The 21,383-nt window shown below is 71.1% G+C and carries 14 protein-coding genes; 6 read left to right on the top strand and 8 right to left on the bottom strand.

The genetic code is table 11. The annotated features are described in order from the left end of the window. Window positions 1-5: 5 nt before the first annotated feature. Both ACFHWT_RS20455 and ACFHWT_RS20460 read right to left on the bottom strand, forming a co-directional pair. On the bottom strand, window positions 6-2,987 hold the full coding sequence (locus ACFHWT_RS20455; RefSeq protein WP_416596283.1) for a glycoside hydrolase family 3 C-terminal domain-containing protein: 2,982 nt from the start codon (window positions 2,985-2,987) through the stop codon (window positions 6-8). 351 nt (window positions 2,988-3,338) lie between these two features. Further along, on the bottom strand, window positions 3,339-4,559 hold the full coding sequence (locus ACFHWT_RS20460) for an ROK family protein (RefSeq protein WP_416596284.1): 1,221 nt from the start codon (window positions 4,557-4,559) through the stop codon (window positions 3,339-3,341). Window positions 4,560-4,845: 286 nt separating this feature from the next. Between ACFHWT_RS20460 and ACFHWT_RS20465 the strand changes: the two genes are divergently transcribed. Genes ACFHWT_RS20465 through ACFHWT_RS20475 form a run of 3 tightly spaced genes read left to right on the top strand, consistent with a single transcriptional unit; the run spans window position 4,846 to window position 8,560 of the window. After that, on the top strand, window positions 4,846-6,528 hold the full coding sequence (locus tag ACFHWT_RS20465; protein WP_416596285.1) for an extracellular solute-binding protein: 1,683 nt from the start codon (window positions 4,846-4,848) through the stop codon (window positions 6,526-6,528). A 17-nt stretch (window positions 6,529-6,545) separates the two neighbouring features. After that, on the top strand, window positions 6,546-7,583 hold the full coding sequence (locus tag ACFHWT_RS20470; RefSeq protein ID WP_416596286.1) for an ABC transporter permease: 1,038 nt from the start codon (window positions 6,546-6,548) through the stop codon (window positions 7,581-7,583). Beyond that, window positions 7,580-8,560 carry a carbohydrate ABC transporter permease gene (locus tag ACFHWT_RS20475; RefSeq protein ID WP_416596287.1) on the top strand — a complete coding sequence of 327 codons (981 nt, stop codon included), beginning with the start codon at window positions 7,580-7,582 and terminating at the stop codon, window positions 8,558-8,560. Before ACFHWT_RS20470 ends, ACFHWT_RS20475 begins: the two co-directional genes overlap by 4 nt. A 19-nt stretch (window positions 8,561-8,579) precedes the next feature. On the opposite strand, the gene ACFHWT_RS20480 is transcribed toward ACFHWT_RS20475, so the two are convergent. After that, a complete protein-coding gene (locus ACFHWT_RS20480) occupies window positions 8,580-10,886 on the bottom strand; it encodes a TIM-barrel domain-containing protein (RefSeq protein WP_416596288.1) in 2,307 nt (768 codons plus the stop codon). Between the two features lie 117 nt (window positions 10,887-11,003). Here ACFHWT_RS20480 and ACFHWT_RS20485 point away from each other — a divergent pair, with 117 nt between their 5' ends. Further along, window positions 11,004-13,259, top strand: a complete 2,256-nt coding sequence (locus tag ACFHWT_RS20485; protein ID WP_416596289.1) for a beta-galactosidase — start codon at window positions 11,004-11,006, stop codon at window positions 13,257-13,259. 160 nt (window positions 13,260-13,419) lie between these two features. Continuing rightward, complete coding sequence (locus ACFHWT_RS20490; protein ID WP_416596290.1) at window positions 13,420-15,750, top strand: cellulose binding domain-containing protein; 2,331 nt, start codon at window positions 13,420-13,422, stop codon at window positions 15,748-15,750. Window positions 15,751-15,959: 209 nt separating this feature from the next. On the opposite strand, the gene ACFHWT_RS20495 is transcribed toward ACFHWT_RS20490, so the two are convergent. After that, window positions 15,960-16,967 carry an LLM class flavin-dependent oxidoreductase gene (locus ACFHWT_RS20495; protein ID WP_282231329.1) on the bottom strand — a complete coding sequence of 336 codons (1,008 nt, stop codon included), beginning with the start codon at window positions 16,965-16,967 and terminating at the stop codon, window positions 15,960-15,962. A 120-nt stretch (window positions 16,968-17,087) separates the two neighbouring features. Between ACFHWT_RS20495 and manD the strand changes: the two genes are divergently transcribed. Beyond that, window positions 17,088-18,296 carry a D-mannonate dehydratase ManD gene (gene manD / locus ACFHWT_RS20500; protein WP_282231328.1) on the top strand — a complete coding sequence of 403 codons (1,209 nt, stop codon included), beginning with the start codon at window positions 17,088-17,090 and terminating at the stop codon, window positions 18,294-18,296. A 52-nt stretch (window positions 18,297-18,348) separates the two neighbouring features. Here manD and ACFHWT_RS20505 read toward each other — a convergent pair whose 3' ends face one another. From ACFHWT_RS20505 to ACFHWT_RS20520, 4 genes are all read right to left on the bottom strand, one after another. Further along, window positions 18,349-19,110, bottom strand: coding sequence for a hypothetical protein (locus tag ACFHWT_RS20505; protein WP_416596291.1), 762 nt, complete (start codon window positions 19,108-19,110; stop codon window positions 18,349-18,351). Window positions 19,111-19,330: 220 nt separating this feature from the next. Beyond that, complete coding sequence (locus ACFHWT_RS20510) at window positions 19,331-20,029, bottom strand: Crp/Fnr family transcriptional regulator (RefSeq protein WP_416596292.1); 699 nt, start codon at window positions 20,027-20,029, stop codon at window positions 19,331-19,333. Window positions 20,030-20,065: 36 nt separating this feature from the next. Next, window positions 20,066-20,632: a Pycsar system effector family protein gene (locus ACFHWT_RS20515; RefSeq protein ID WP_416596301.1), complete on the bottom strand. Its 567-nt coding sequence runs from the start codon at window positions 20,630-20,632 to the stop codon at window positions 20,066-20,068. 2 nt (window positions 20,633-20,634) lie between these two features. Further along, window positions 20,635-21,333 (bottom strand): Crp/Fnr family transcriptional regulator, encoded by a 699-nt coding sequence (locus ACFHWT_RS20520; RefSeq protein ID WP_416596293.1) that lies wholly within the window; start codon window positions 21,331-21,333, stop codon window positions 20,635-20,637. Window positions 21,334-21,383 lie beyond the last annotated feature (50 nt).

The raw sequence follows: 21,383 nt of genomic DNA on the forward strand, positions 1-21,383 counted from the left end.
TGACACTAGGCTCCTCCATCCGTGTCCCTGGCCGGACCGTCAGTGGCGGTTCCGGCGAAACTCAGGTAGCTCACCGTAGCGCCTGCCGTACTGAAGAGCAGATACAGGTCTCGGGTTCCGGACAGTCCGTGCAGCTCCGTCCGTACCTCGGCCCAGTCGTCGCGGCCGCCGGTCGCCGGTACCGGAAGCGTACCGGCGACCGGGCCGGCCAGCGGATCGTCCAGCCGCAGGGTGACCGTCGACCCGTCCGCTGTCCGGCCGACGGCACCGGGGCCGGCCCCGGCCCCCGCCCGGAGCGGCCGGTGGGCGACGCGGGCGGTGACCGCAGTGGGCCCGGCGTCGAAGTCGACGTCGGTGAACGCGATCCAGCCGCCGTCCTCCGCCGCGCCCACCGCGTCCCGACCCTCGGGATGGTCGGCCGGTGCCGTGCCGGCGTAGTCGTCGTTGTCGGCGGCCCACAACGGTCCGGCCAGCGGGTCGCGGGGGCCGATCCGTTCACCCAGTACGGTCAGGGTGGTGGTCGCCACCAGGTCGGCGCTGGACCGGCCGACCGACACGGTGTGCCGGGCGCTCTCCACCACCGGCCGGTCCCGGGTGACGTCCCAGGTCGCCAGGTCGGCAGCGGCGAGGCGGAACCGGAGCGTGGTCTGCGCCCCCGCCGCGAGGCTGATCTTGCGGAAGGCACGCAGTTGGCGTAGCGGCTGCTTGACCCGGGAGTGCCGCTGGCGGGTGTAGAGCTGCACCACCTCGGTCCCGGCCCGCGCCCCGCTGTTGCGCACCGTGACGCTGGCCTCGACCGTGTCGTCGGCACCCACCTCGGTGGCCGACAACCGCAGGTCGCGGTAGTCGAACCAGGTGTAGCTCAGGCCGTGGCCGAACGGGTACAGCGGTTCCCCCCGGAAGTAGAGGTACGTCGCGTCCGAGGCGATCACGTCGTAGTCGAACAGGTCAGGCAGGTCTGCGGTACGCCGGTACCAGGTCTGAGTGAGCCGGCCGCCCGGATCGGCGTCCCCGCAGAGCACCTCGGCCAGCCCGGTGCCGTACTCCTGACCGCCGTGCGCGGACCAGACGATCGCCGGGATGTGCCGGTCGGCCCACTCCACCGCGTACGGGTAGCTGCTGGCCAGCACCAGCACAGTACGCGGATTCGCGACCCGGACCGCCCGCAGCAGCGCTGCCTGGGCGGCGGGTAGCGCCAGGTCGACCCGGTCCTCGGTCTCCCGTCCGCACACCATCGGATGGTTGCCCAGCACCACCACCGCCACCTCGGCGTCGCGGGCCAGCGCCGCCGCCTCCCGGGCGCCGTCGGTGACCAGTTCGACGGCGAACCTGGTGGCGGTGTGGATGCTGGCGGCCTCGGCCCGCGCCAGCCCGTCCGGGCCGACGGTGACGTAGCGGTCCCGGGCCAGGTGGTGCAGTGCCGTACGGCCGTCGGCGTCGCGGACCAGCCGGAAGGTCTCGTTCACCACCCACCCGCCCGGACCGGACCGGTCGTTGACCAGCACCCCGTCGTCGCCGGCGGCCAGGTACCGGCCGTTGGCGACGCTGCGCAGCGCGACCACCCCGTCGCCCCAGTCGAACACGTCGAAGCAGCACTGCGGTGCTGCCTCCGGCGCGGCGGCGCGTGGCGGTCCGCCCGCCGTGCTGTCGACCCGCAGCGGTCCACCGGCGGCCGCGCCGCTGGCCCGCAGGTAGGTCGCCGAGGTGCCGAGTCGCAACGCGATCCGGTCCACTCCTTCGTGGTGGGTCACGGTCGCCGTCGGCAGCCGCGCGGCCAGCCCGGCGCGGGCGGTGACCGCGTACGGCATCGATCCGGCGTACCAGTCGGTGTGGACGGTGTCGGCGAGCGGGCCGACCACCGCGACCCGCCGGATCTTGTCCGGGTCCAGCGGCAGCACCGGGTCGGTTCCGGACTCTGTCGGTGCGTTGCGCAGCAGCACCACCGACTCGCGTACCGCGATCCGGGCCAGGTCCTGGTGGGCCGGGCAGTTGATCACGTCGGTGCCGGTCGTCGCGAACGGGTTGCGTTCGGGTGGATCCAGCTCACCGAGCCGGATCCGGACGGAGAGGATCCGGCGGACCGCGCGGTCGATGTCCGGTTCGGTGAGCAGCCCGCGCGCCACCGCCTCGGTGATCCGCGCGACGGTCGGCAGCGAGTCGGTGTCGTCCTCGGTGAAGCTGTCGATCCCGGCGCGCAGCGCCGCCGCGTAGCCGGTGACGTGGTCCGGGTGGTAGCCCTGGGCGCCGGCGATGTTGGTGGCCGCTCCCGCGTCGCCGACGACCAGGACGTCGTCGTCGGTCCACCGGCGCAGCTGTTCGTCGATCAGCGGGCTCAGGTGCGCCGGCCGTCCGTTGACCAGGTTGTACGCCGCCATCACCGCGACCGCGGCACCGGCGGCGATCGGGGCGCGGAACGCCGGTAGTTCGTACTCGTGCAGCACCCGGGGCGGCAGGTTGCTGCTGGTGGTGGCCCGGTCGGTCTCGTTGTTGTAACCGAGGAAGTGCTTCAGGGTCGGCGCGGTCCGCAGGTAGTAGGGATGGTCGCCGCGCAGTCCGCTGGCGTACCCGGTGGCCAGCACCCCGGTCAGCCACGGGTCCTCGGCGTAACCCTCCTCGTTGCGGCCCCACCGTGGATCCCGCAGCGGGTTGACCACCGGCGCCCACACGTTCAGTCCGACGCTGACGGGGTCCTTGTGGTGGAACGCGCGTACCTCGTCGCCGACTGCTTCGCCGATCCGCCGCAGCAGGTCCGGGTCCCAGCTGGAACCCAGCCCGATCGCCTGCGGGAAGACGGTCGCCGGGCCGAGCCAGGCCACCCCGTGCAGCGCCTCGGTCCCGGTGCGGAAGCCGGGCAGGCCCAGTCGGGGCACCGGGGGCTGATGCTGGTGCAGCAGGGCGATCTTCTCGTCGAGGGTGAGCCGGCGGAGCAGGTCGGTGACCCGGGCGGCCACGGGTTGGTCGGGGTCGCGGAACGTGCTGTCGCTCATAACGTGGATCGCCTTCCGGGATCGGCAAGGGCACCCGTGTGGGTCGCTGCGGCGGTGCGGGGCACCGCCGCGGTCACCGGATCACGGGCAGGCGTCGGTACGCGGTGGAGGTTGGCCGCCAGCCCGGGAAGCGCTGGCTCGAAGCGCTTCGACGACCGCCCCAAAAACGCTCCACTGTCGACACGATTTCAGCCGTGTTAACCGTGGAGCCCTTTGAGGTTGACATCCATCAGTACGGACGGTCAAGGGGCTGCCCGCCACAAATTGATGTCAGCCGCCGCCGGCCCCCGGCCGCCGCCCCGGGCCACCGCAGTGGGCCGCTGGTCAGCCGGGCGGCGGCCGCCGGTGCGGTCAGTCGGTCGGGCGGGCCGGCATCCGGCCGTTGTCGATCGCGGCGATCGCCCGGGCCGCGCCGCCGATCGCCGCCGCGCCGCCGGCCAGGTCGGAGGCGGCCAGCTCGGTGCCACCGGCCGCCGGAGCCACCGTACGGTCGGCGAGCTGCTGCCGGGCCGCCGGCAGCAGCCACTGGGCGAGCGGAACGTAGTAGCCGCCGAGCAGCACCACCTCGGGGTTGATCAGGTTGGCCAGGATGGACACTCCGGTGCCCAGGTGGCGGCCGACCTCGTCGAGCGCGTCGAGCGCCGCCGGATCACCGGCGCGCGCCGCCGCCCGTACCCGGTCGATCTCCGGCGCGAAGTCGGTGACCGGCCCGTCAGTCTCGGCGTCCGGCAGCACCCGGCGGATCAGCGCCGGTACGGCGGCCAACGCCTCCAGGCAGCCGTTCGCACCGCAGCGGCACGGCGGACCCTGGGGATCCAGCTGGATGTGCCCGATCTCGCCGGTGAACCCCCGCGCGCCGTGCAGCAGCCGCCCGTCCACCACCAACCCCGCGCCGATGCCGGCACCGCCGGTCAGGTGCACCAGGTTCGCGGTGCCGGCGTACGGCCCGTGCCGGTGCTCGGCGAGCGCGGCCAGCTGGGCGTCGTTGTCCACCACCACCTCGTACGCCGGTCCGCGCAGCGCCCGGACCAGATCGGCGTGCAGGTCGACGTCGCGCCAGCCCAGTTCGGGGGAGAGGCTGACCCGGCCCTGCTGGTCGACCAGGCCGGGTACCCCGACGGTGAGCCCGAGCACCTGCCGCCCCTGCCGGGTCGCCCGGTTCACCGCCCGGCCGGCCAGTGCGGCTACCGTGCTGGCCGCCTTGCCCGGGGTGGCGGCCAGCCCGGTGAAGGCGCGTCGCCAGGACAGCAGCTCACCGCCGGCCAGGTCGAGCGCGACCGCGGTCAGGTGGTCGGCGCTGATCTCGATGCCGATCGCGGCGTACGCGTCGCCGTCGACGACCAGCATGGTGGCCGGGCGTCCGATGCGGTGCTCGGTGAGGCCGGTCTCCCGGACCAGGCGGCGGTCGATCAGATCGGCGACCAGGCTGGAGACGGTGGCCTTGTTGAGCCCGGTGGCACCGGCGATGTCCGCCCGGGAGCAGGGCGCGTTGGCCCGGACGTAGCGCAGCACGACCGCGAGGTTGGTGGCGCGTACGTCGGTCAGGTCCGCTGGCTGCGGGCCGCTCCGCATGGTGATCACGTTACGCCCCGGGTCCCGGCCGGGTGGCTCGGGCCGGATGCCCGGCGGGCCGGCGTGTCGCGGCGGTCACCGCGGGGTGGGCCGCCACCGGCGGTTCGCGTCATGTCGGCCTCCCTTGTGGCACCTGCCTTGTGGCACCTGTCACCGTCGGCTACTTTGTTTAGTCAGCAGACGAACTAACTCTAGCGTGCAAACTGTACCCCCACACCCCCATTTCGAGCTGGTTCGTCCCACCGTCGCCGGGATGCCTGGCTCGCCGATACGAAGGGAGCGCGCCGTGGATCGATCCCTCGCGGGCGCGGCCACCAACCGACGTCGATTCCTGGGCCTGGTCGGCCTGGGTGCCACCGCGATGGCCGGTGGCGGTCTTCTCTCCGGCTGCAGCCGGCCGGCCGGTACCCAGGGCACGGCGACCGACGTCGACGCGGTCAGCGCGGTTCTGCCCAGATACCAGCCGGTCGAGCTGATCACCCCGGACATCGCCGGGGTACGCCCGATCGCCGACGGCTACCTGACGTACCCGACTGACCTGGTCCGGGCGGTCACCGAGACGCCCGGCAGCAGCGGTGAACCGCTCACCGCGATGACTCCCTGGTGGGGGCCGACCCCGCCCGGCATCGACCGCAACGCCTACCTGCAGGCGGTCAACGAGCGGCTCGGCGTGCCGATCGACTTCAGCGTCCAGGACGGCAACACCTACGCCGACAAGCTGAGCGCCATCCTCGGTGCCCGCGACGTGCCGGACCTGCTCTGCGCCCCGAACTGGGAGATCGACAAGATCCCGCGGTTCTCCGACGCGGTCTCGGCGCTGTTCGAGGACCTGACCGACCACCTGGCCGGTGACGCCGCGCTGGCCTACCCGCACCTGGCCAGCTTCCCGACCGGGGCCTGGCAGTACGCGGTCTGGGGCGGCCGGCTCGCCGCCGTCCCGTGGCCGACCGACGGCCCGTTCCCGTACGCGCTGTTCTACCGCAAGGACCTCACCGACGCCGCCGGCGTGCAGGCCCCGAAGAACATCGACGAGCTCTACGAGTTCGGCAAGGCGATGACCGATCCGGCCAACGGCGTCTGGGCCTTCGGCTCGATCTTCAACATGGTGCAGATGTTCTACGGCGTCCCCGGCTCACAGGGCGGGTGGCGGCGCACCGACGGCGGCGGCCTGGAGTTCAAGTACGAGACCGAGGAGTACCGCGCGGCCCTGGAGTTCACCACCAGACTGTTCGCCGAAGGACTGGTGCACCCGGACATCGTGGAGAGCAAGGGCGCCGCCGACGCCAAGCAGCTGTTCAACAGCGGCAAGATGGTCTGCTACGAGGACGGCGTCGGCGCCTGGCGCGGCATGTACTCGGAGCAGCGGCAGATCACCCCGACGTTCGACATGCGGCCGGTGCCGATCTTCTCCGCCGACGGGCAGAGCGCCCCGGTCGCCTGGGGCGAGGAAAAGCCGGTCTTCTACACCTTCATCAAGAAGGGGCTGGGCAAGGAGCGCGTCGAGGAGATCCTGCGAGTGCTCAACTGGTGCGCCGCGCCGCTCGGCACCGAGGAGTACCACCTGCGCCAGTACGGGGTCGCCGACCAGCACCACACGGTCAGCGCCGACGGCAGCCCGGAGCTGACCGAGCTGGGCCGGCAGGAAATCGCCGACCAGTACACCTTCATCGTCGGGCGTTACCCGACAATCGTGCAGACGGCCGACGTCCCCGGCTTCGTCGAGAATCTGCTGGGCTACTCCAACGAGACGGTGAAGTACCTGGAGCCGAACCCGTGGGCCGGGATCAAGTTCGAGCTGCCGGCCAACCTGTCACGGGTGCAGCAGCCGACCGAGGACAAGATCCTCGACGTCCTGCGCGGTCGGCGGCCGACCAGCGACCTCGAGCAGATCACGCAGGAGTGGCGCAGCGGCGGCGGTGACGAGGGGCGTGACTTCTTCCGCAAGGCGCTCGAAGACAACGATCGATGACCTCGGTCGAGACGTCCGTGACCGCCGGATCCGGCGACGGCCGGCTCCGGCCGTCGCCGGACCAGCCCACCCCGGACGGCGACCGCCGATCACGCCGTACCCCGGATGGTCGGCGCACCCGCCGACGGACCGTGCCGCTGCGGGCCCGGCTGCGCCGCGACTGGCCGCTGCTGCTCATGGCCGCGCCGGCCGCGCTGCTGCTGCTGGTCTTCCACTACCTGCCCACCCTGGGTAACGTGATCGCCTTCCAGGACTACAACCCGTGGGTCGGCGACAACGCGTTCGAGGCGTTCGTCTACAGCGAATGGATCGGGTTCGGCAACTTCGAGACCCTGTTCCGTGACCCGGCGTTCTGGGACGCGGTGGTCAACACCCTGACCATCACCGCGTTCCAGCTGGTCTTCTTCTTCCCGCTGCCGATCCTGTTGGCGATCCTGCTGCACAGCATCCTGTCGACCCGGGTGCGCGGGTTCATCCAGAGCGTCGTCTACCTGCCGCACTTCTTCAGCTGGGTGCTGGTGGTCACCTTCTTCATGCAGATGCTCGGCGGGGCCGGCCTGCTCGCCCAGCGGATGCGCGACGCCGGGCTCGACCCGCTCAACGTGATGGGCAACCCGGACACGTTCATCGTGCTGGTCACCGCCGAGGCCGTGTGGAAGGACATCGGGTGGGGGGCGATCATCTTCCTGGCCGCGCTCAGCGCCATCGACCAGAACCTCTACGAGGCGGCGGCGGCCGACGGTGCGGGGCGCTGGCGGCGGCTGTGGCACATCACCCTGCCCGGGCTGCGTCCGGTGATCGTCCTGCTGCTGATCCTGCGGCTCGGTGACGCACTCACCGTCGGGTTCGAGCAGTTCATCCTGCAGCGTGAGGCGGTCGGCCGGCAGGCCGCCGAAGTGCTCGACACCTACGTCTACTACCAGGCGATCATCCCGCAGCAGTGGGGGATGGGTGCCGCCGCCGGCCTGTTCAAGGGCATCATCGGGCTGGTGCTGATCATCGCCGCGAACAAGTTCGCCCACCGCCTCGGCGAGCAGGGAGTGTATTCCAGGTGAGCATCGCACGTACGCTGACCGCCGGGCGCCGACCCCGGCTCGACCCGGTGAACCAGCCGCCCCGACGGCGGCGCCCCGGCGTCGGCCGGCCGGTCTGGGAGGAGCCGCCGAGCCCGGTCGGCCAGGGCGTCAAAGGGCTCGTCCTCGCCGCGATGGTGCTGGCCGTGATCTTCCCGATGTGGTCGGTCCTGGTGACCAGCCTCGCGTCGCGGGAGACCATCAACGCCACCGGCGGCATGGTGGTGATCCCCCGGGAGATCGACCTGTCGGCGTACGTGAACATCTTCTCCGGCGGTCAGATCAGCCGGGCGGTGTGGGTCAGCACCCTGGTCACCGTCGTCGGCACGACGTTCAGCCTGGTGCTGACGGTGCTGGCGGCGTACGGGCTGTCCCGCAAGGACTCGCTCGCGCACCGGCCGCTGCTGTTCCTGTTCCTGCTCACCTTCCTGATCTATCCCGGCATGGTGCCGAGCTACCTGGTGGTGACCGGGCTGGGCCTGAAGAACAGTCTGTGGGCGCTGATCCTGCCCACCGCGATCAGCGTGTTCAACCTGGTGGTGATCCGGGCGTTCTTCATGAACGTGCCGGCCGAGCTGATCGACGCGGCCCGCATCGACGGCGCCGGGGAGTTCCGGATCCTGTGGCGGATCATGCTGCCGCTGTCCCGGGCGGTGATCGCCGTCGTCGGCCTGTTCTACGCCGTCGGCTACTGGAACGCGTACTTCAACGCGGTGCTCTACATCGACGACAACGACAAGTGGCCGATCCAGCGGGTGCTGCAGAGCTACATCCTGGCCGGGCAGTCGCCGTCGGTCACCGGCGCGCCGGTGAACATCCCCGGGGTCACCGCGTACCCGCCGACCCTGGCGGTCAAGATGGCGGTGGTGGTGATCACCGTACTGCCGGCGGTGGTGATCTTCCCGTTCGTGCAGCGGCACTTCACCAAGGGCGTCATCACCGGCGCGATCAAGGGTTGACCGGCCGGCACCGCGCTGGTCAGAGCGGTACGCCGTCGAGCAGCACAGTGGCCGGTGGCTCGGTGCCGGTCACCGCGACGACCTCGACCCGGCGGACCGGCAGCGGCCCGTCGACGTCGACCCGCAACGTGTCGCCGTCGCGTACCGCCCGGACCGTGGTGTCGCCGTCGACGTCGCAGACCAACGTCTCGGCGCTGACGCCGCCCCAGCTGACCAGGGTGACGTCGGTGAACGGACCGTCGCCGACGGTGTCCTGCGGTTCGGTCGTCGCGATCAGCGCGCCGTGCCGGACGAACAACGGGATCCGGTCCAGCGGCGTCTCGACCGGCAGGTGGCGTCCGCCGGTGTGGGTCCGCCCGGTCCAGTGGTCGACCCAGTCACCGGCCGGCAGGTAGACGTGCCGCCGGCCGTCCGGACTGATCATCGGTGCGACCAGCAGGTCGGTGCCGAGCCGGTACTCCAGTTCGGCACCCCAGGCGGCCGGATCGTCCGGCGAGTCGACCAGCAGCGCCCGCATCATCGGGGCACCGGTGCGGGCGGCCGTGACCGCCGCCGAGTAGAGGTAAGGCATCAACCGGTAGCGCAGCCGGATCGCCTCGACCGAGTCGCGCGCGGCGTCGTCGGGAAAGTCCCACGGCAGCCGGCTGGTGGTGCCATGGAAGCGCACCAGTGGCGACAGCGCACCGAACTGCGCCCACCGCACGTACAGGTCGGGGGTCGGGGTGCCGTGGAACCCGCCGGCGTCGTGACTCCAGAACGGTACGCCGGACAGGCCGTGCGACAGCCCGCCGCGCAGTGTGCTGGCCATCCCCGGGTACGTGGCGTTGACGTCGCCGCTCCACTGGGCCGGATGCCGCTGCCCGCCGAGGAACGACGACCGGGCCCACACCATGCCGTGCCCGGCGACCTCCCGGGTGACCGCCGCGACCGCGTCGTTGAACAGCAGCGTGTAGACGTTGTGCAGCTCGACGCCGGTCATCCCGTTGTGCGCCACCGCGTCGGCCGGCACCCCTTCGGCGAAGTCGGTCTTGAACACCATCGCGCCCTGCCGCAGCAGGTCGCGCAGCAGACCGGTGAACCACTCGGTGGCCGCCGGGTTGGTGAAGTCGACGATCCCGCAGACCGGGTAGGAGCCGTGCCAGACGTCGGCGATGTAGGTGGAGCCGTCCGGGCGGCGCAGGAAGTAGCCGGCCGCGTCGGCCTGCGCGAAGACCGGGCTGCCGGTCATGATGTACGGGTTCATCCAGAGGCTCACCTTGAACCCCTGTTCGGCGAGGGTGGCCAGCATGCCGGCCGGGTCGGGGAAGTTGGTGGCGTCCCAGGCCAGGTCGGACCAGGCACCGTCGGCCTGCCAGTAGCAGTCCAGGTGCAGCACGTCGCACGGGATGCCGTCGGCACGGATCCGTCGGGCCCGGTCCAGGACCTTCTCCTGACTGTCCACGAAGAAGCCGGAGGAGATCCAGGTGCCGAACGCCCACTTCGGCGGCAGCACCGGTCGGCCGGTCAACCGGTCGTAGCGGTCCAGGATCTCGGCGGGGGTGTGGCCGGCGATCACGTAGTAGTCGATCAGGTCGTCCGGCACCAGGATCTGCACGCAGCTGTGCGTGGAGGAGCAGATGTCGAACTCCACCGGCATGCCGCTGTCGACCAGCACCCCGTAGCCACGGTCGGACAGGTACAGCGGGACGTTCTTGTGCGACCGGTCCGACTCGCTGCCGAAGGCGTCGAAGTTCCACATCAGTGCCCGCTGGCCGCGCTTGTCCAGCCGGGTGAACTTCTCGCCGAGCCCGACGAAGCGTTCGTCGCCGGGCGCGTCGAAGCTCTCGTGGTACGCGGCGACGGACCCGTCGACCAGGGACCGGCCGAACGGCAGGGTGCGCAGCCGGCCGCTGATGTCGCGCTCGCCCCGGTTCTGGTTGAGCAGCACCCGACCCTGCTGGTCGAGGAACCGCAGATGCCACGGGTCGAGCCGCAGCTCGGCGACAATCGTCCCAGCGTCGACGCGTACCGTGTCGCCGGCCACGGTGACCGCGGCCGGGTACGGGCGTGGATCGACCAGCGGCAGCGCCCGGGCCGACCGGCTGCGGGCGTCGGGCGTCGCGCTCAGCCGGACCCGGATCACCCCCTCCCCGGCGGCGCTGACCGCGACCGTCAGCGTCTCGCCGTCGGCGGTGCTGCCCTTGCCGGTGATCCCGGCCGCGTCGGTGCCCAGCAATTCGGCGCGGACCAGCGCGGACAGGCCCTCCTCGCCGGGCGCGCGGATCGGCAGGTCGGGCGGGTCGGCCACGAATGTCTCATGGGGGACCAGGGGCGGACGGTACGGCATGGGGCTCTCCTCGTCGGGTCCGGCGCTCGACGCTGCATGGTGGAACCAGCGGCCTGGGGGCGACTAAGTTAGTTTCTTTGGTGACCCAACAAACTGTCAACGTCGGAGGGAGCGCCGATGCGCTGGCCGAAAGGACTCGACGGGCTCTGCTACGGCGGGGACTACAACCCCGAACAGTGGCCGGAGACGACCTGGGTCGAGGACGTCGAGCTGATGCGCCGCGCCCGGGTCAACCTGGTCACCGTCGGGGTGTTCGCCTGGTCCCGGCTGGAGCCGCGGCCCGGCGAGTACACTGTCGACTGGCTCGACCGGGCGCTCGACCTGCTGCACCGGGGCGGGATCCGGGTCGTCCTGGCCACCCCGACCGCCGCACCGCCGCCGTGGTTCTCCCTCGCCCACCCCGACGCGCTGCCGATCACCGCCGACGGGGTACGGCTGCGGCACGGCAGCCGGGACACCTACTGCGCGGCCGCCCCCGCGTACCGCGTCGCGGCCCGGCGGATCGCCGAGATGCTCGCCGAACGCTACCGCGACCACCCGGCGCTGGCGATGTGGCACGTGCACAACGAGTACGGCACGGTCTGCCACTGCCCGCACGCGGCCGACGCGTTCCGGCGGTGGCTGCGGCAGCGCTACGGTGACCTGGACCGGCTCAACGAGGCGTGGACCGGTGCTTTCTGGAGCCAGTGCTACTCCGACTGGACGCAGGTCGACCCGCCGCGCGCCACCCAGTACCTGACCAACCCGACGCAGGTGCTGGACTTCCGCCGGTTCTGGTCCGACGAACTGCTCGCCGCCTACCGCGACCAGCGCGACCTGCTCCGCGAACACACCCCGGACGTGCCGGTCACCACCAACTATGTGTTCGGCGACTGGGTTCCGGTGGACCACGCCCGGTGGGCGCGGGAGGTCGACCTCATCGCCGTCGACCACTATCCGACCGAGACCGACGGCCGGGCCGAGGAACAGACCGCGCTCGCCGCCGACCTCGCCCGGTCCTGGTCACGCCCGGTCACCGGGTACGGATCGCCGCCATCGGCCGGTCGGCACCGGCCCTGGCTGCTGATGGAGAGCGCGCCCAACCTGATCTACCGGTACGCCGAGGGGACCGCCTACGCCAAGGAGCCTGGCCGGATGCTGCGGCACAGCGTCGCCCACGTCGCGCGCGGCTCCCGGGGCGCGATGTTCTTCCAGTGGCGGGCGCCGCGCGGCGGTGCCGAGGCGTTCCACTCGGCGATGGTGCCGCACGCCGGTGCCGACTCCCGGACCTTCCGGTCGGCGGTACAGCTCGGCGAGGCGCTGCGGCTGCTCGCCGCGACCGACACCGCCGCGGTGGCGGCCCGGGCCGCGATCGGCTGGGACGCCGCCAGCGGGTGGGCGCTGCAGCATCCCGGGCTGCCGTCGGGGCACATCTCGTACGCCGACGAGGTGGCCGCCGCGCACCGGGCGATGTGGCGGTGCGGGATCACCACCGACTTCGTCTGCCCGGCGGCCGGGCAGCTGGACCTGACCGGCTACCGGATGCTGGTGCTGCCCGCGCTGTACCTGATGGACGACGCCGTCGCGGACACTCTCGGCGACTGGGTACGGGCCGGCGGTCATCTGGTGGTCAGCTACCTGTCCGGGGTCGCCGACCCCGACGCCCGGGTCCGGCTGGGCGGATATCCCGGTGCCCTGCGTGAGTTGCTCGGCGTACGCAGTGAGGAGTTCCTGCCGCTCGGTCCGGACGGCACCGCGCCGCTGTCCGGCGGGCGTGTCGGACGGCTGTGGCGGGAACGGGTGGAGGCCCGTGGCGCGGAACCGGTGCTCGACTACGTCGGCGGGGTGTTGGCCGGTCAGCCGGCGGTGACCCGCCGGTCGGTCGGTGCTGGGGCCGCCTGGTACCTGTCCACCAGGCTGGACGACGACGGCTACCGGGAACTGCTGGCGGTGGTCGCCGCCGAGGCCGGGGTGGCACCGGTGCTGCCCGCCGCGCCCGCCGGGGTGGAGGCGGTACGCCGGGTGGACGGCACCACCCGGTGGCTGTTCCTGTTCAACCATGGCCGGGAGGAGGCGGTGGTGGCGGCCACCGGTGAGGTGCTGGTCTCCGGTGGCGTCCTGCCGTCCGGGGAGATCATGGTGGCCAGCGACGTTCTGCCCGCCGGTGAGGTCCTGCTGGCGGTCGGTGCCGGCTCGGCTGATTCCGGCCGGTCGACCGGCCGATGGTCGGTCAGCTCGGCCGGTGTCACCGGCACACCGGGTCGCGGCCGGGGCGCTCGTCGGGTCCGGGTGCCAGCGGGCGGGCTGCTGGTGCTGCGGGAGCCGGACCAACCGGTGGGTGACCGCCTCCGCCGACACGGACCCCCGCCGGGCTCCGATGGACATCGACATTGATCGAGGAAAGCGATTGCCCTAGCATTGGCCTGCACGGGAGCCGACCGACGACCGCCGCACCGCGGTCGACCGATCCAGCGCAGCGCCACCGGGCGCACGCCCCGGCCGGGCAGCCGGGCGTCCGTCCGTTGCCGCCCGCCCTCTGCTCCCGGAGACTCCCATGCGCAATGTCCCTCCCAACAGTTCCCGGTCCCAGCCCGGGACTCCCCGCCGAGCCCTGCTCGCCGTCGCGACCGCGGTGGCCACCGCGGCCGGTGCCGGTGTGGCCACCACGATCCTCGCGTCGCCGGCCGCCGCAGCCGCAGGTTGCGCGGTCGACTACCGCGTCACCAGCCAGTGGCCAAGTGGCTTCGGCGCCAGCGTGTCCGTGACCAACCTCGGTGACCCCGTCACCTCCTGGCAGCTGACCTGGTCGTTCGGCGCCGGGCAGACGATCACCCAGGCGTGGAACGCGGCGGTGACGCAGAGCGGTGCCCAGGTCACCGCGGACAACGTCGGCTACAACGGCAACCTGGCCACCAACGCCAGCACCGAGTTCGGCTTCAACGGATCCTGGAACAACAGCAGCAATCCGGTCCCGACGACCTTCGCGCTCAACGGGACCACCTGCACCGGCGGCGTCGCGCCGACCACCGCACCCCCGCCGACCACGGCACCGCCGACCACCCCGCCCCCGCCCACCACCGCGCCGCCCCCGACCACCGCGCCCCCGACCACCACCCCGCCCCCGACGCCTGGGCCCGGCGCCAAGCAGATGGAGGACCTCGACCGTGGGCTGATCAGCGTCCGGTCCGGATCCGGCAACCTGGTCTCCTGGCGGCTGCTCGGCACCGAGGCCGCCGGCACCGGCTTCCACGTCTACCGTGGCTCCACCCGGGTCACCTCGTCACCGGTCACCGCGTCGACCAACTACTACGACGCGGGTGCCGCGTCCAACGCCAGCTACACGGTCCGGGCGGTGGTCGGTGGCGTCGAGCAGCCCGCGTCGCCGGCGTCGCTGACCTTCGCCAACGGCTACCTGGACGTGTCGCTGCAGGTGCCGCCGGGCGGCACCACCCCGTCCGGGGAGAGCTACAGCTACTCGGCGAACGACGCCAGCGTCGGCGACCTCGACGGTGACGGACAGTACGAGATCGTCCTGAAGTGGGACCCGTCCAACGCCAAGGACAACGCGCACTCCGGCTACACCGGCAACGTCTATGTCGACGCGTACCGGCTCGACGGGACCCGGCTGTGGCGCATCGACCTGGGACGCAACATCCGGGCCGGGGCCCACTACACCCAGTTCCAGGTGTACGACTACGACGGCGACGGCCGGGCCGAGGTGGCGATGAAGACCGCCGACGGCACCCGCGACGGCCGAGGCACTGTCATCGGCAACTCCGGCGCCGACTACCGCAACTCGTCCGGTTACGTGCTGTCCGGTCCGGAGTTCCTGACCATGTTCAACGGCCAGACCGGTGCGGCCATGTCCACCGTCAACTACGTGCCGGCGCGGGGCAACGTGTCGTCCTGGGGCGACTCGTACGGCAACCGGGTGGACCGGTTCCTCGCCGGCACCGCCTACCTGGACGGCCAGCGGCCGTCGCTGATCATGTCACGCGGCTACTACACCCGTACCGTCATCGCCGCCTGGGACTTCCGCAACGGCAACCTCACCCAGCGGTGGGTCTTCGACTCCAACTCGTCGGGTAACGGCAGCTACGCCGGGCAGGGCAACCACTCGCTGTCCATCGCCGACGTCGACCGCGACGGCCGCGACGAGATCGTCTTCGGCGGTGCCACCATCGACGACAACGGTCGCGGGCTGTGGAACACCAGCCTGAACCACGGCGACGCCGGCCACGTCGGTGACCTCGACCCGGGGCGGTCCGGGCTGGAGTACTTCAAGGTCCAGGAGGACGGCTCGAAGCCGTCGTCGGCGCTGATCGACGCCCGTACCGGGCAGATCATCTGGCAGACCCCGACCGGCGGGGACAACGGCCGGGGCGTATCGGCGGACATCTGGGCTGGCAGCGCCGGAGCCGAGTCCTGGTCGTCGGCCGTTTCCGAGCTGCGCTCGCCGACCGGCGGCAACGTCGGACGCAAGCCGTCGTCGGCCAACTTCCTCAGCTGGTGGGACGGCGACCCGGTCCGGGAGTTGCTCGACCAGACCCGGATCGACAAGTACGGCACCTCCGGCGACACCCGGCTGTTGACCGGCTCCGGGGTGGCATCGAACAACGGCACCAAGGCGACCCCCGCTTTGTCGGCCGACCTGTTCGGCGACTGGCGGGAGGAGGTCATCTGGCGGACCAGCGATTCCCGCGCGTTGCGGATCTACGCCACACCGCACACCACTGATCGACGGATCCACACCCTGATGCACGACCCGCAGTACCGGGTGGCGGTCGCCTGGCAGAATACCGCTTACAACCAGCCGCCACACCCGTCGTTCTTCATTGGCGCCAACATGCCGGCACCACCGACGCCGAACGTCTACTTGCGGTGAATGTTTACCTTCTAGTGCATCCGGCGGCCGACTGAGTGAATCGGCGGCCGTAGACGCGCCGACGGGGGACCGGAACCCGGTCCCCCGTCGGCGGACGCGACGACATCCACCCCACGCGTGATCTCGTGCGTCGAACCATCACCTGCCGAAGACGATAGCCAGCGGACCGTCGCGCGGCGGTGACCAGCTGATGAAGCTCCTGTTTCCGGCTATTGATCGCCGTCCGTGGGGTGACCCGGGTCACCGGCCACCAGCTCGAACGAGCGCACCCGGTCGGCGACGTCGTACACCATCGTGGTCAACATCAGCTCGTCGGCACCGGTGCGCTCGCGCAACTCGCGCAGCGCCCGCCGGACCGTGTCGGGGGAGCCGACCGCCTGCTCCTCGTTGCGTTGGCGGATGAACTGCAGCTCGAGATCCGTGTACGGATAGGCGGCCGCTTCCTCCGGGCTGACCAGTGCCTCCGGCCGCCCGGCGCGCAGCCGCAGAAACGCCAGGGCGGCCGGGCCGGACAGCCACTCGGCCCGCTCGTCCGACTCGGCGCAGACGACGTTGACCGCGACCATCGCGTACGGCCGGTCCAACCACGCCGACGGGCGGAAATGCTGCCGGTACAGCGCGAGCGCCGGCAGCGTGTTGGCCGCACTGAAATGGTGGGCGAAGGAGAACGGCAGGCCCAGGGTGCCGGCGAGTTGGGCGCTGAATCCGCTGGAACCGAGCAGCCAGATCGCCGGTGACTGCCCGGCGTGCGGGGTCGCGGCGATCGGTCCGGCGTCGCCGCGCAGATAGCCGATCAGGGTCGCCAGCTCCTGCGGGAACGTCTCGGCACCCAGCCCGGCCATGGTGCGCCGCAGCGCCAGCGCGGTGGCCTGGTCGGTGCCCGGGGCCCGGCCGATGCCGAGGTCGACCCGGCCCGGGTGCAGCGCCTCCAACGTGCCGAACTGCTCGGCGACCACCAGCGGCGGATGGTTGGGCAGCATCACCCCGCCGGAACCGACCCGGATCGTCGAGGTGGCCGCGGCCAGGTGGGCGAGCAGCACCGCCGGTGCCGAGCTGGCGATGGCGGGCATGTTGTGGTGTTCGGCCACCCACAACCGGTGGTAGCCGAGCTGCTCGACCCGGCGGGCCAGCTCCGTGGTGTGCCGCAGTGCTTCGCTGGCGGATCTGCCGGCGGCGACCGGGGCAAGGTCGAGGACGGAGAGCGGAACGTCGATCACAACCGTGCCCAACCCGGGGACCCCCCCGGATCTTCCCGCCGCCCGGATCTCCCGGCATCGTCGGTTCGGCTAACCTCGGCGGCGAGCGGCAGCCGGCCGCGCAGACGAGGAGACTGGTCGATGCGGATCGTGGACGCCCGGGTGATCGTGACCTGCCCGGGCCGCAACTTCGTCACCTTGAAGATCGTCACCTCGGACGGTGTGACCGGCGTCGGCGACGCCACCCTCAACGGCCGCGAACTGGCCGTCGCCAGCTACCTGCGTGACCACGTGGTGCCGACGCTGATCGGTCGGGACGCGAGCCGGATCGAGGACACCTGGCAGTACCTGTACCGGGGTGCCTACTGGCGGCGCGGCCCGGTCACGATGAGCGCCATCGCGGCAGTCGACACCGCGCTGTGGGACATCAAGGGAAAGACCGCCGGACTACCGGTCTACCAGCTGCTCGGCGGTCGCTGCCGCGACGGGGTCACCGTCTACGGCCACGCCAACGCCGAGACGGTCCCCGAGGTGCTCGCCGAGGTGGCCCGCTACGTCGACCTCGGCTACCGGGCGGTGCGGGTGCAGACCGCCGTCCCGGGCCTGCCGGCCACCTACGGCGTCGGCAAGGACCGGATGTTCTACGAGCCGGCCGACGCCGCGATCCCCACCGAGACCACCTGGTCGACCGAGCGCTACCTGGTGCACACCCCGCAGGTCTTCGCGGCGGTACGCGACGAGTTCGGCCCGCACCTGAAGCTGCTGCACGACGCCCACCACCGGCTCACCCCGATCGAGGCGGCCCGGCTCGGCAAGGACCTGGAACCGTACCGGCTGACCTGGCTGGAGGACCCGGTCCCGGCCGAGCTGCAGGAGGGTTTCCGGCTGATCCGCCAGCACACCACCACGCCGATCGCCGTCGGGGAGGTCTTCAACACCATCTTCGACTGTCAGCAGCTGATCACCGAGCAGCTGATCGACTACGTCCGGACCACCGTGGTCCGGGCCGGCGGGATCAGTCACCTGCGGCGGATCTTCGACCTGGCGGCGCTGCACCACGTCCGTAGCGGCTCGCACGGCGCCACCGACCTGTCCCCGGTCTGCATGGCGGCGGCGCTGCACGTCGACCTGAGCATCCCCAACTTCGGCCTGCAGGAGTACATGCGGCACACCCAGGCCACCGACGAGGTCTTCCCGCACTCGTACCACTTCGCCGACGGTTACCTGCACCCCGGCGAGGAACCCGGGCTCGGCGTCGACATCGACGAGTCTGCGGCGGCGCGCTACCCGTACGCGCCGGCGTCGCTGCCGGTCAACCGGCTCACCGACGGCAGCATGCACAACTGGTGACCCGACCGGGCGGGTCAGTTCCGCACCAGCCGTTGACCGGTGAGGTCTGCGATCATCTCGCCGAAGGCACGAGCGGTGGCGTCTCGATCGTGCCCGTCGAACCTGGTGGCCGGCGCGCTGGGGAATCCTCCGGCAGTCCGTCGACCGCTGCCGCCGGGGGCCCGGACCGGTCGTCGAAGGCGACCTCCGCACCCGCCTCGGTCAGCAGGGCCGTCCACAGCGTCCGAAGCGAGTTGCGCAACGCCTGCGGTAGCTGCGTCGTCGAGTTACCCAGACCGGCCCACAGTATGGACGTCTCGCGTAGCTGCGGTTCGGCGGCGTCCTGCGCGTCGCGGGCGAGTTGCGCCGGGTCGACGTCGAATCCGTGCCGGTTGACGTCCAGGCCACCAGCCGTGCCCAGTCCATCGGAGATGACCAGGATCGTGGTCGGCTGCTCTCTCGCGGCGGCACCGATCGCGGCGAGGATGTCGCTACCCGGACTGTTCGGCTGGGACTCGGGTGCCCGGAGCCAGCGTTCGACACAGCTGATGACGATGTCGCGGGCCCGATCCGCCCGGGGTGAGTCCTCGCCGGTAGAGGGATCGAGCGCGATCCGTTGCCGGACCACTGGATTGGCGCCGTCACCGTCGACCGGCACGATCACCAGGATCTGCCCGGTGCGCTGGGCCTCGCGCAGGCTCTCCTCGATCGCCGGAGGCAGGCCGCCGCCCGCGTCCGACGCGGTGTTATCGGCGACCAGCGTGACGGTGTCGGCATCGGCGGGGATCGACGCCCCGGCCACTGTGGCACAGTCGCGGTGATCGGCGTCGGTCACCACCGGGCCGTCTGAACCGTCCGGTCCGCCGCAGCCCGAGACCGCCAGGGTGACCTGCCAACGCCGCTGACAGGAATAATCTTTTGGTGGAAGCAGGAAACATCATGATCAACTCATTTCGATGTGTACCGTCGAACTGTCGTTCCTCGCGCCTGCGGCGGATCGATCTGCAGCAGTTCCGGCATGGGCACGGTATTGTGCGGCCGGATCGTGGGAGGAATTACGTCACCGGATGTATTCCGCATGCTTCGTCGAGGAACCGCTGCATCCTGTCCGGATGGGGGATGGATGTCCGGCCGTACCGTCGGACGACGAGGCCCGCTTCGGCCAATTCGCGGAGTGCCTTCTGTACCGATACCTCGGCGGCCCCGATGAGTTCGGCCAACTCTCGCTGAGTGAAAGGTACATCGATTGGCGGGCGCGATTGATCGCTCGGCGGGTTCGGAGTGGCCGAATGGTGGAGGTCGAGTAGGACCTGGGCGGTTCGGACCGTGACCGGTAGACTGTCGGCGATTCGACGGCGGTTCGCCCACACCAGTTGCTCGTTGAGCCCGCGGGCGATCTCCTGGGCGATCCTGGGACAACGCCGCAGCAGCCCAGCGAAGGCATCCCGGTCGACAACCGCTGCCTCGGTCGGACCAGCCGCGACGATCGAAGCCAGGCAGGTACCACCCGCGTAGTAGTCGGAGCCGCCGACAAGGTCCCCGACCCCACAGACCATCAGGATTGTCCGACGCCCGTCGCTGGTCGAGGCGACCACCTTGGCTCGGCCCTGTCGTATCAGCGCCACGTTCGCGAAGGCTTCGCCCTGACGCGTCAGATACTGGCCATCACGGAATCGGCGGACATGGGCTATTGCGAGAAGCTCTCCGCGCTCCTGCGGTGTGAGTCGGTAAAAGAACCTGCGAGGATCAGTCACTATCAGCCATCCGATTTCGAGGCGTCGCGAGCACGGTCACCAGATGCTTGCGAACAACAAACATGCCGCTGCGGCCAGCGTGATGATCCCGTACTGGACAAGCCGGTACTTGGCCATGACGGTCATGCTGGTCCAGGACAGCTCGGCGAGCGCCGCGCTCAGCGGTTCCCTGGCCGTTTCCTCAAGAGCCTTCCGTAGTGAACCCGATTCCTTCCACCGGCGTATGTCGCCGAAATACGTGATCCGGCCAGCCGGTGACCTGCCCCCCAACCGAGGCACGAGCGCCAGCACCAGTAATGTGACGGACACGACGAGCAGGGCGCAGCCGGCCCACCAGGCCCACAACTGCCCGGGGGAGATGGTCGCGACTGACCAGGAGCCCTCGGCTATCGCCGCCAACAGCGTCGCCGTACCTGTTCCGACCACCACCAGCGCCTGGGTGGCCTTCCCGTCCGCGCGACGCATCTCTTTGCGGTTGTCGTTGATCAGCCGCTCCGCGTACGACGCGAGTCGGTCGTCCCGGTCATCGGCGTCGCAAGCGGCGTGCGGGGGCATGAGCTCAGTGTCGAACGGGCGGGTCGCGGCCTCGACGCCGACGGTCACGATCAACCTGCGTCATCTGACACATCTCGCGCCAGCGAGCGCAGGACCTCCGGGGAGCGCAGCACGATGCCCCGATGGCGGGTGCGGATCAGGTCCCGTTCGCGCAGCGCCCGGATGGTCCGGGCCACCGCTTCCCGGGAAATGGCTGCGGCTGTCGCGAGTTCCCGCTGCGACAACGGAAGGTCGATGACGACGCCTGAGGCAGTGGCCCGACCGTGCTGGTCGGCCAGCTGCAGCAGGAGGGCAGCCAGCCGGGCCGAGCCGCTCGCCGAAACGAACTCCAGCCGTCGCCGGTCGGACTCCCGCAGGCCGCGGGCGAGGTGGCGGAGCAGCGCCCGTGCCGCGTGTGGGTTGTCGGTCGCCGCCTTCACGAACGCCTGCCCGTCGGCCACCCGGGCCGTCACCGTGAACAACGCCGTCACGGTGGCCGAGCGCGGCAGGCCGTCCACCGCGGCCAGGTCGCCGAGGATGTCGCCGGGGCCGCGCAGCGCGAGCAGCGCCTCCTTCCCGGCCCGCGACGTCGAGGTGACCTTCACCCATCCCTCGAGCAGGACGACGACGTGGCCGGCGGGGTCGCCCTGGTGGAACAACTGGGTCCGGGGCGGGTACGTGGCGCTTCGGGTACGCGCGGCGATCGCGGCCCAGATCCCTGGGTCCAGCTGAGCGAGAAACGAGTTGGCGACTGGCGGCGGCGGGGGCAACGGACCTCCTGGTGCGGTCGCACGCCGTACGGCTCGGCATGACTGATGAC

The organism is Micromonospora sp. LOL_021, assembly GCF_048060215.1.
GTDB lineage: Bacteria > Actinomycetota > Actinomycetes > Mycobacteriales > Micromonosporaceae > Micromonospora_E.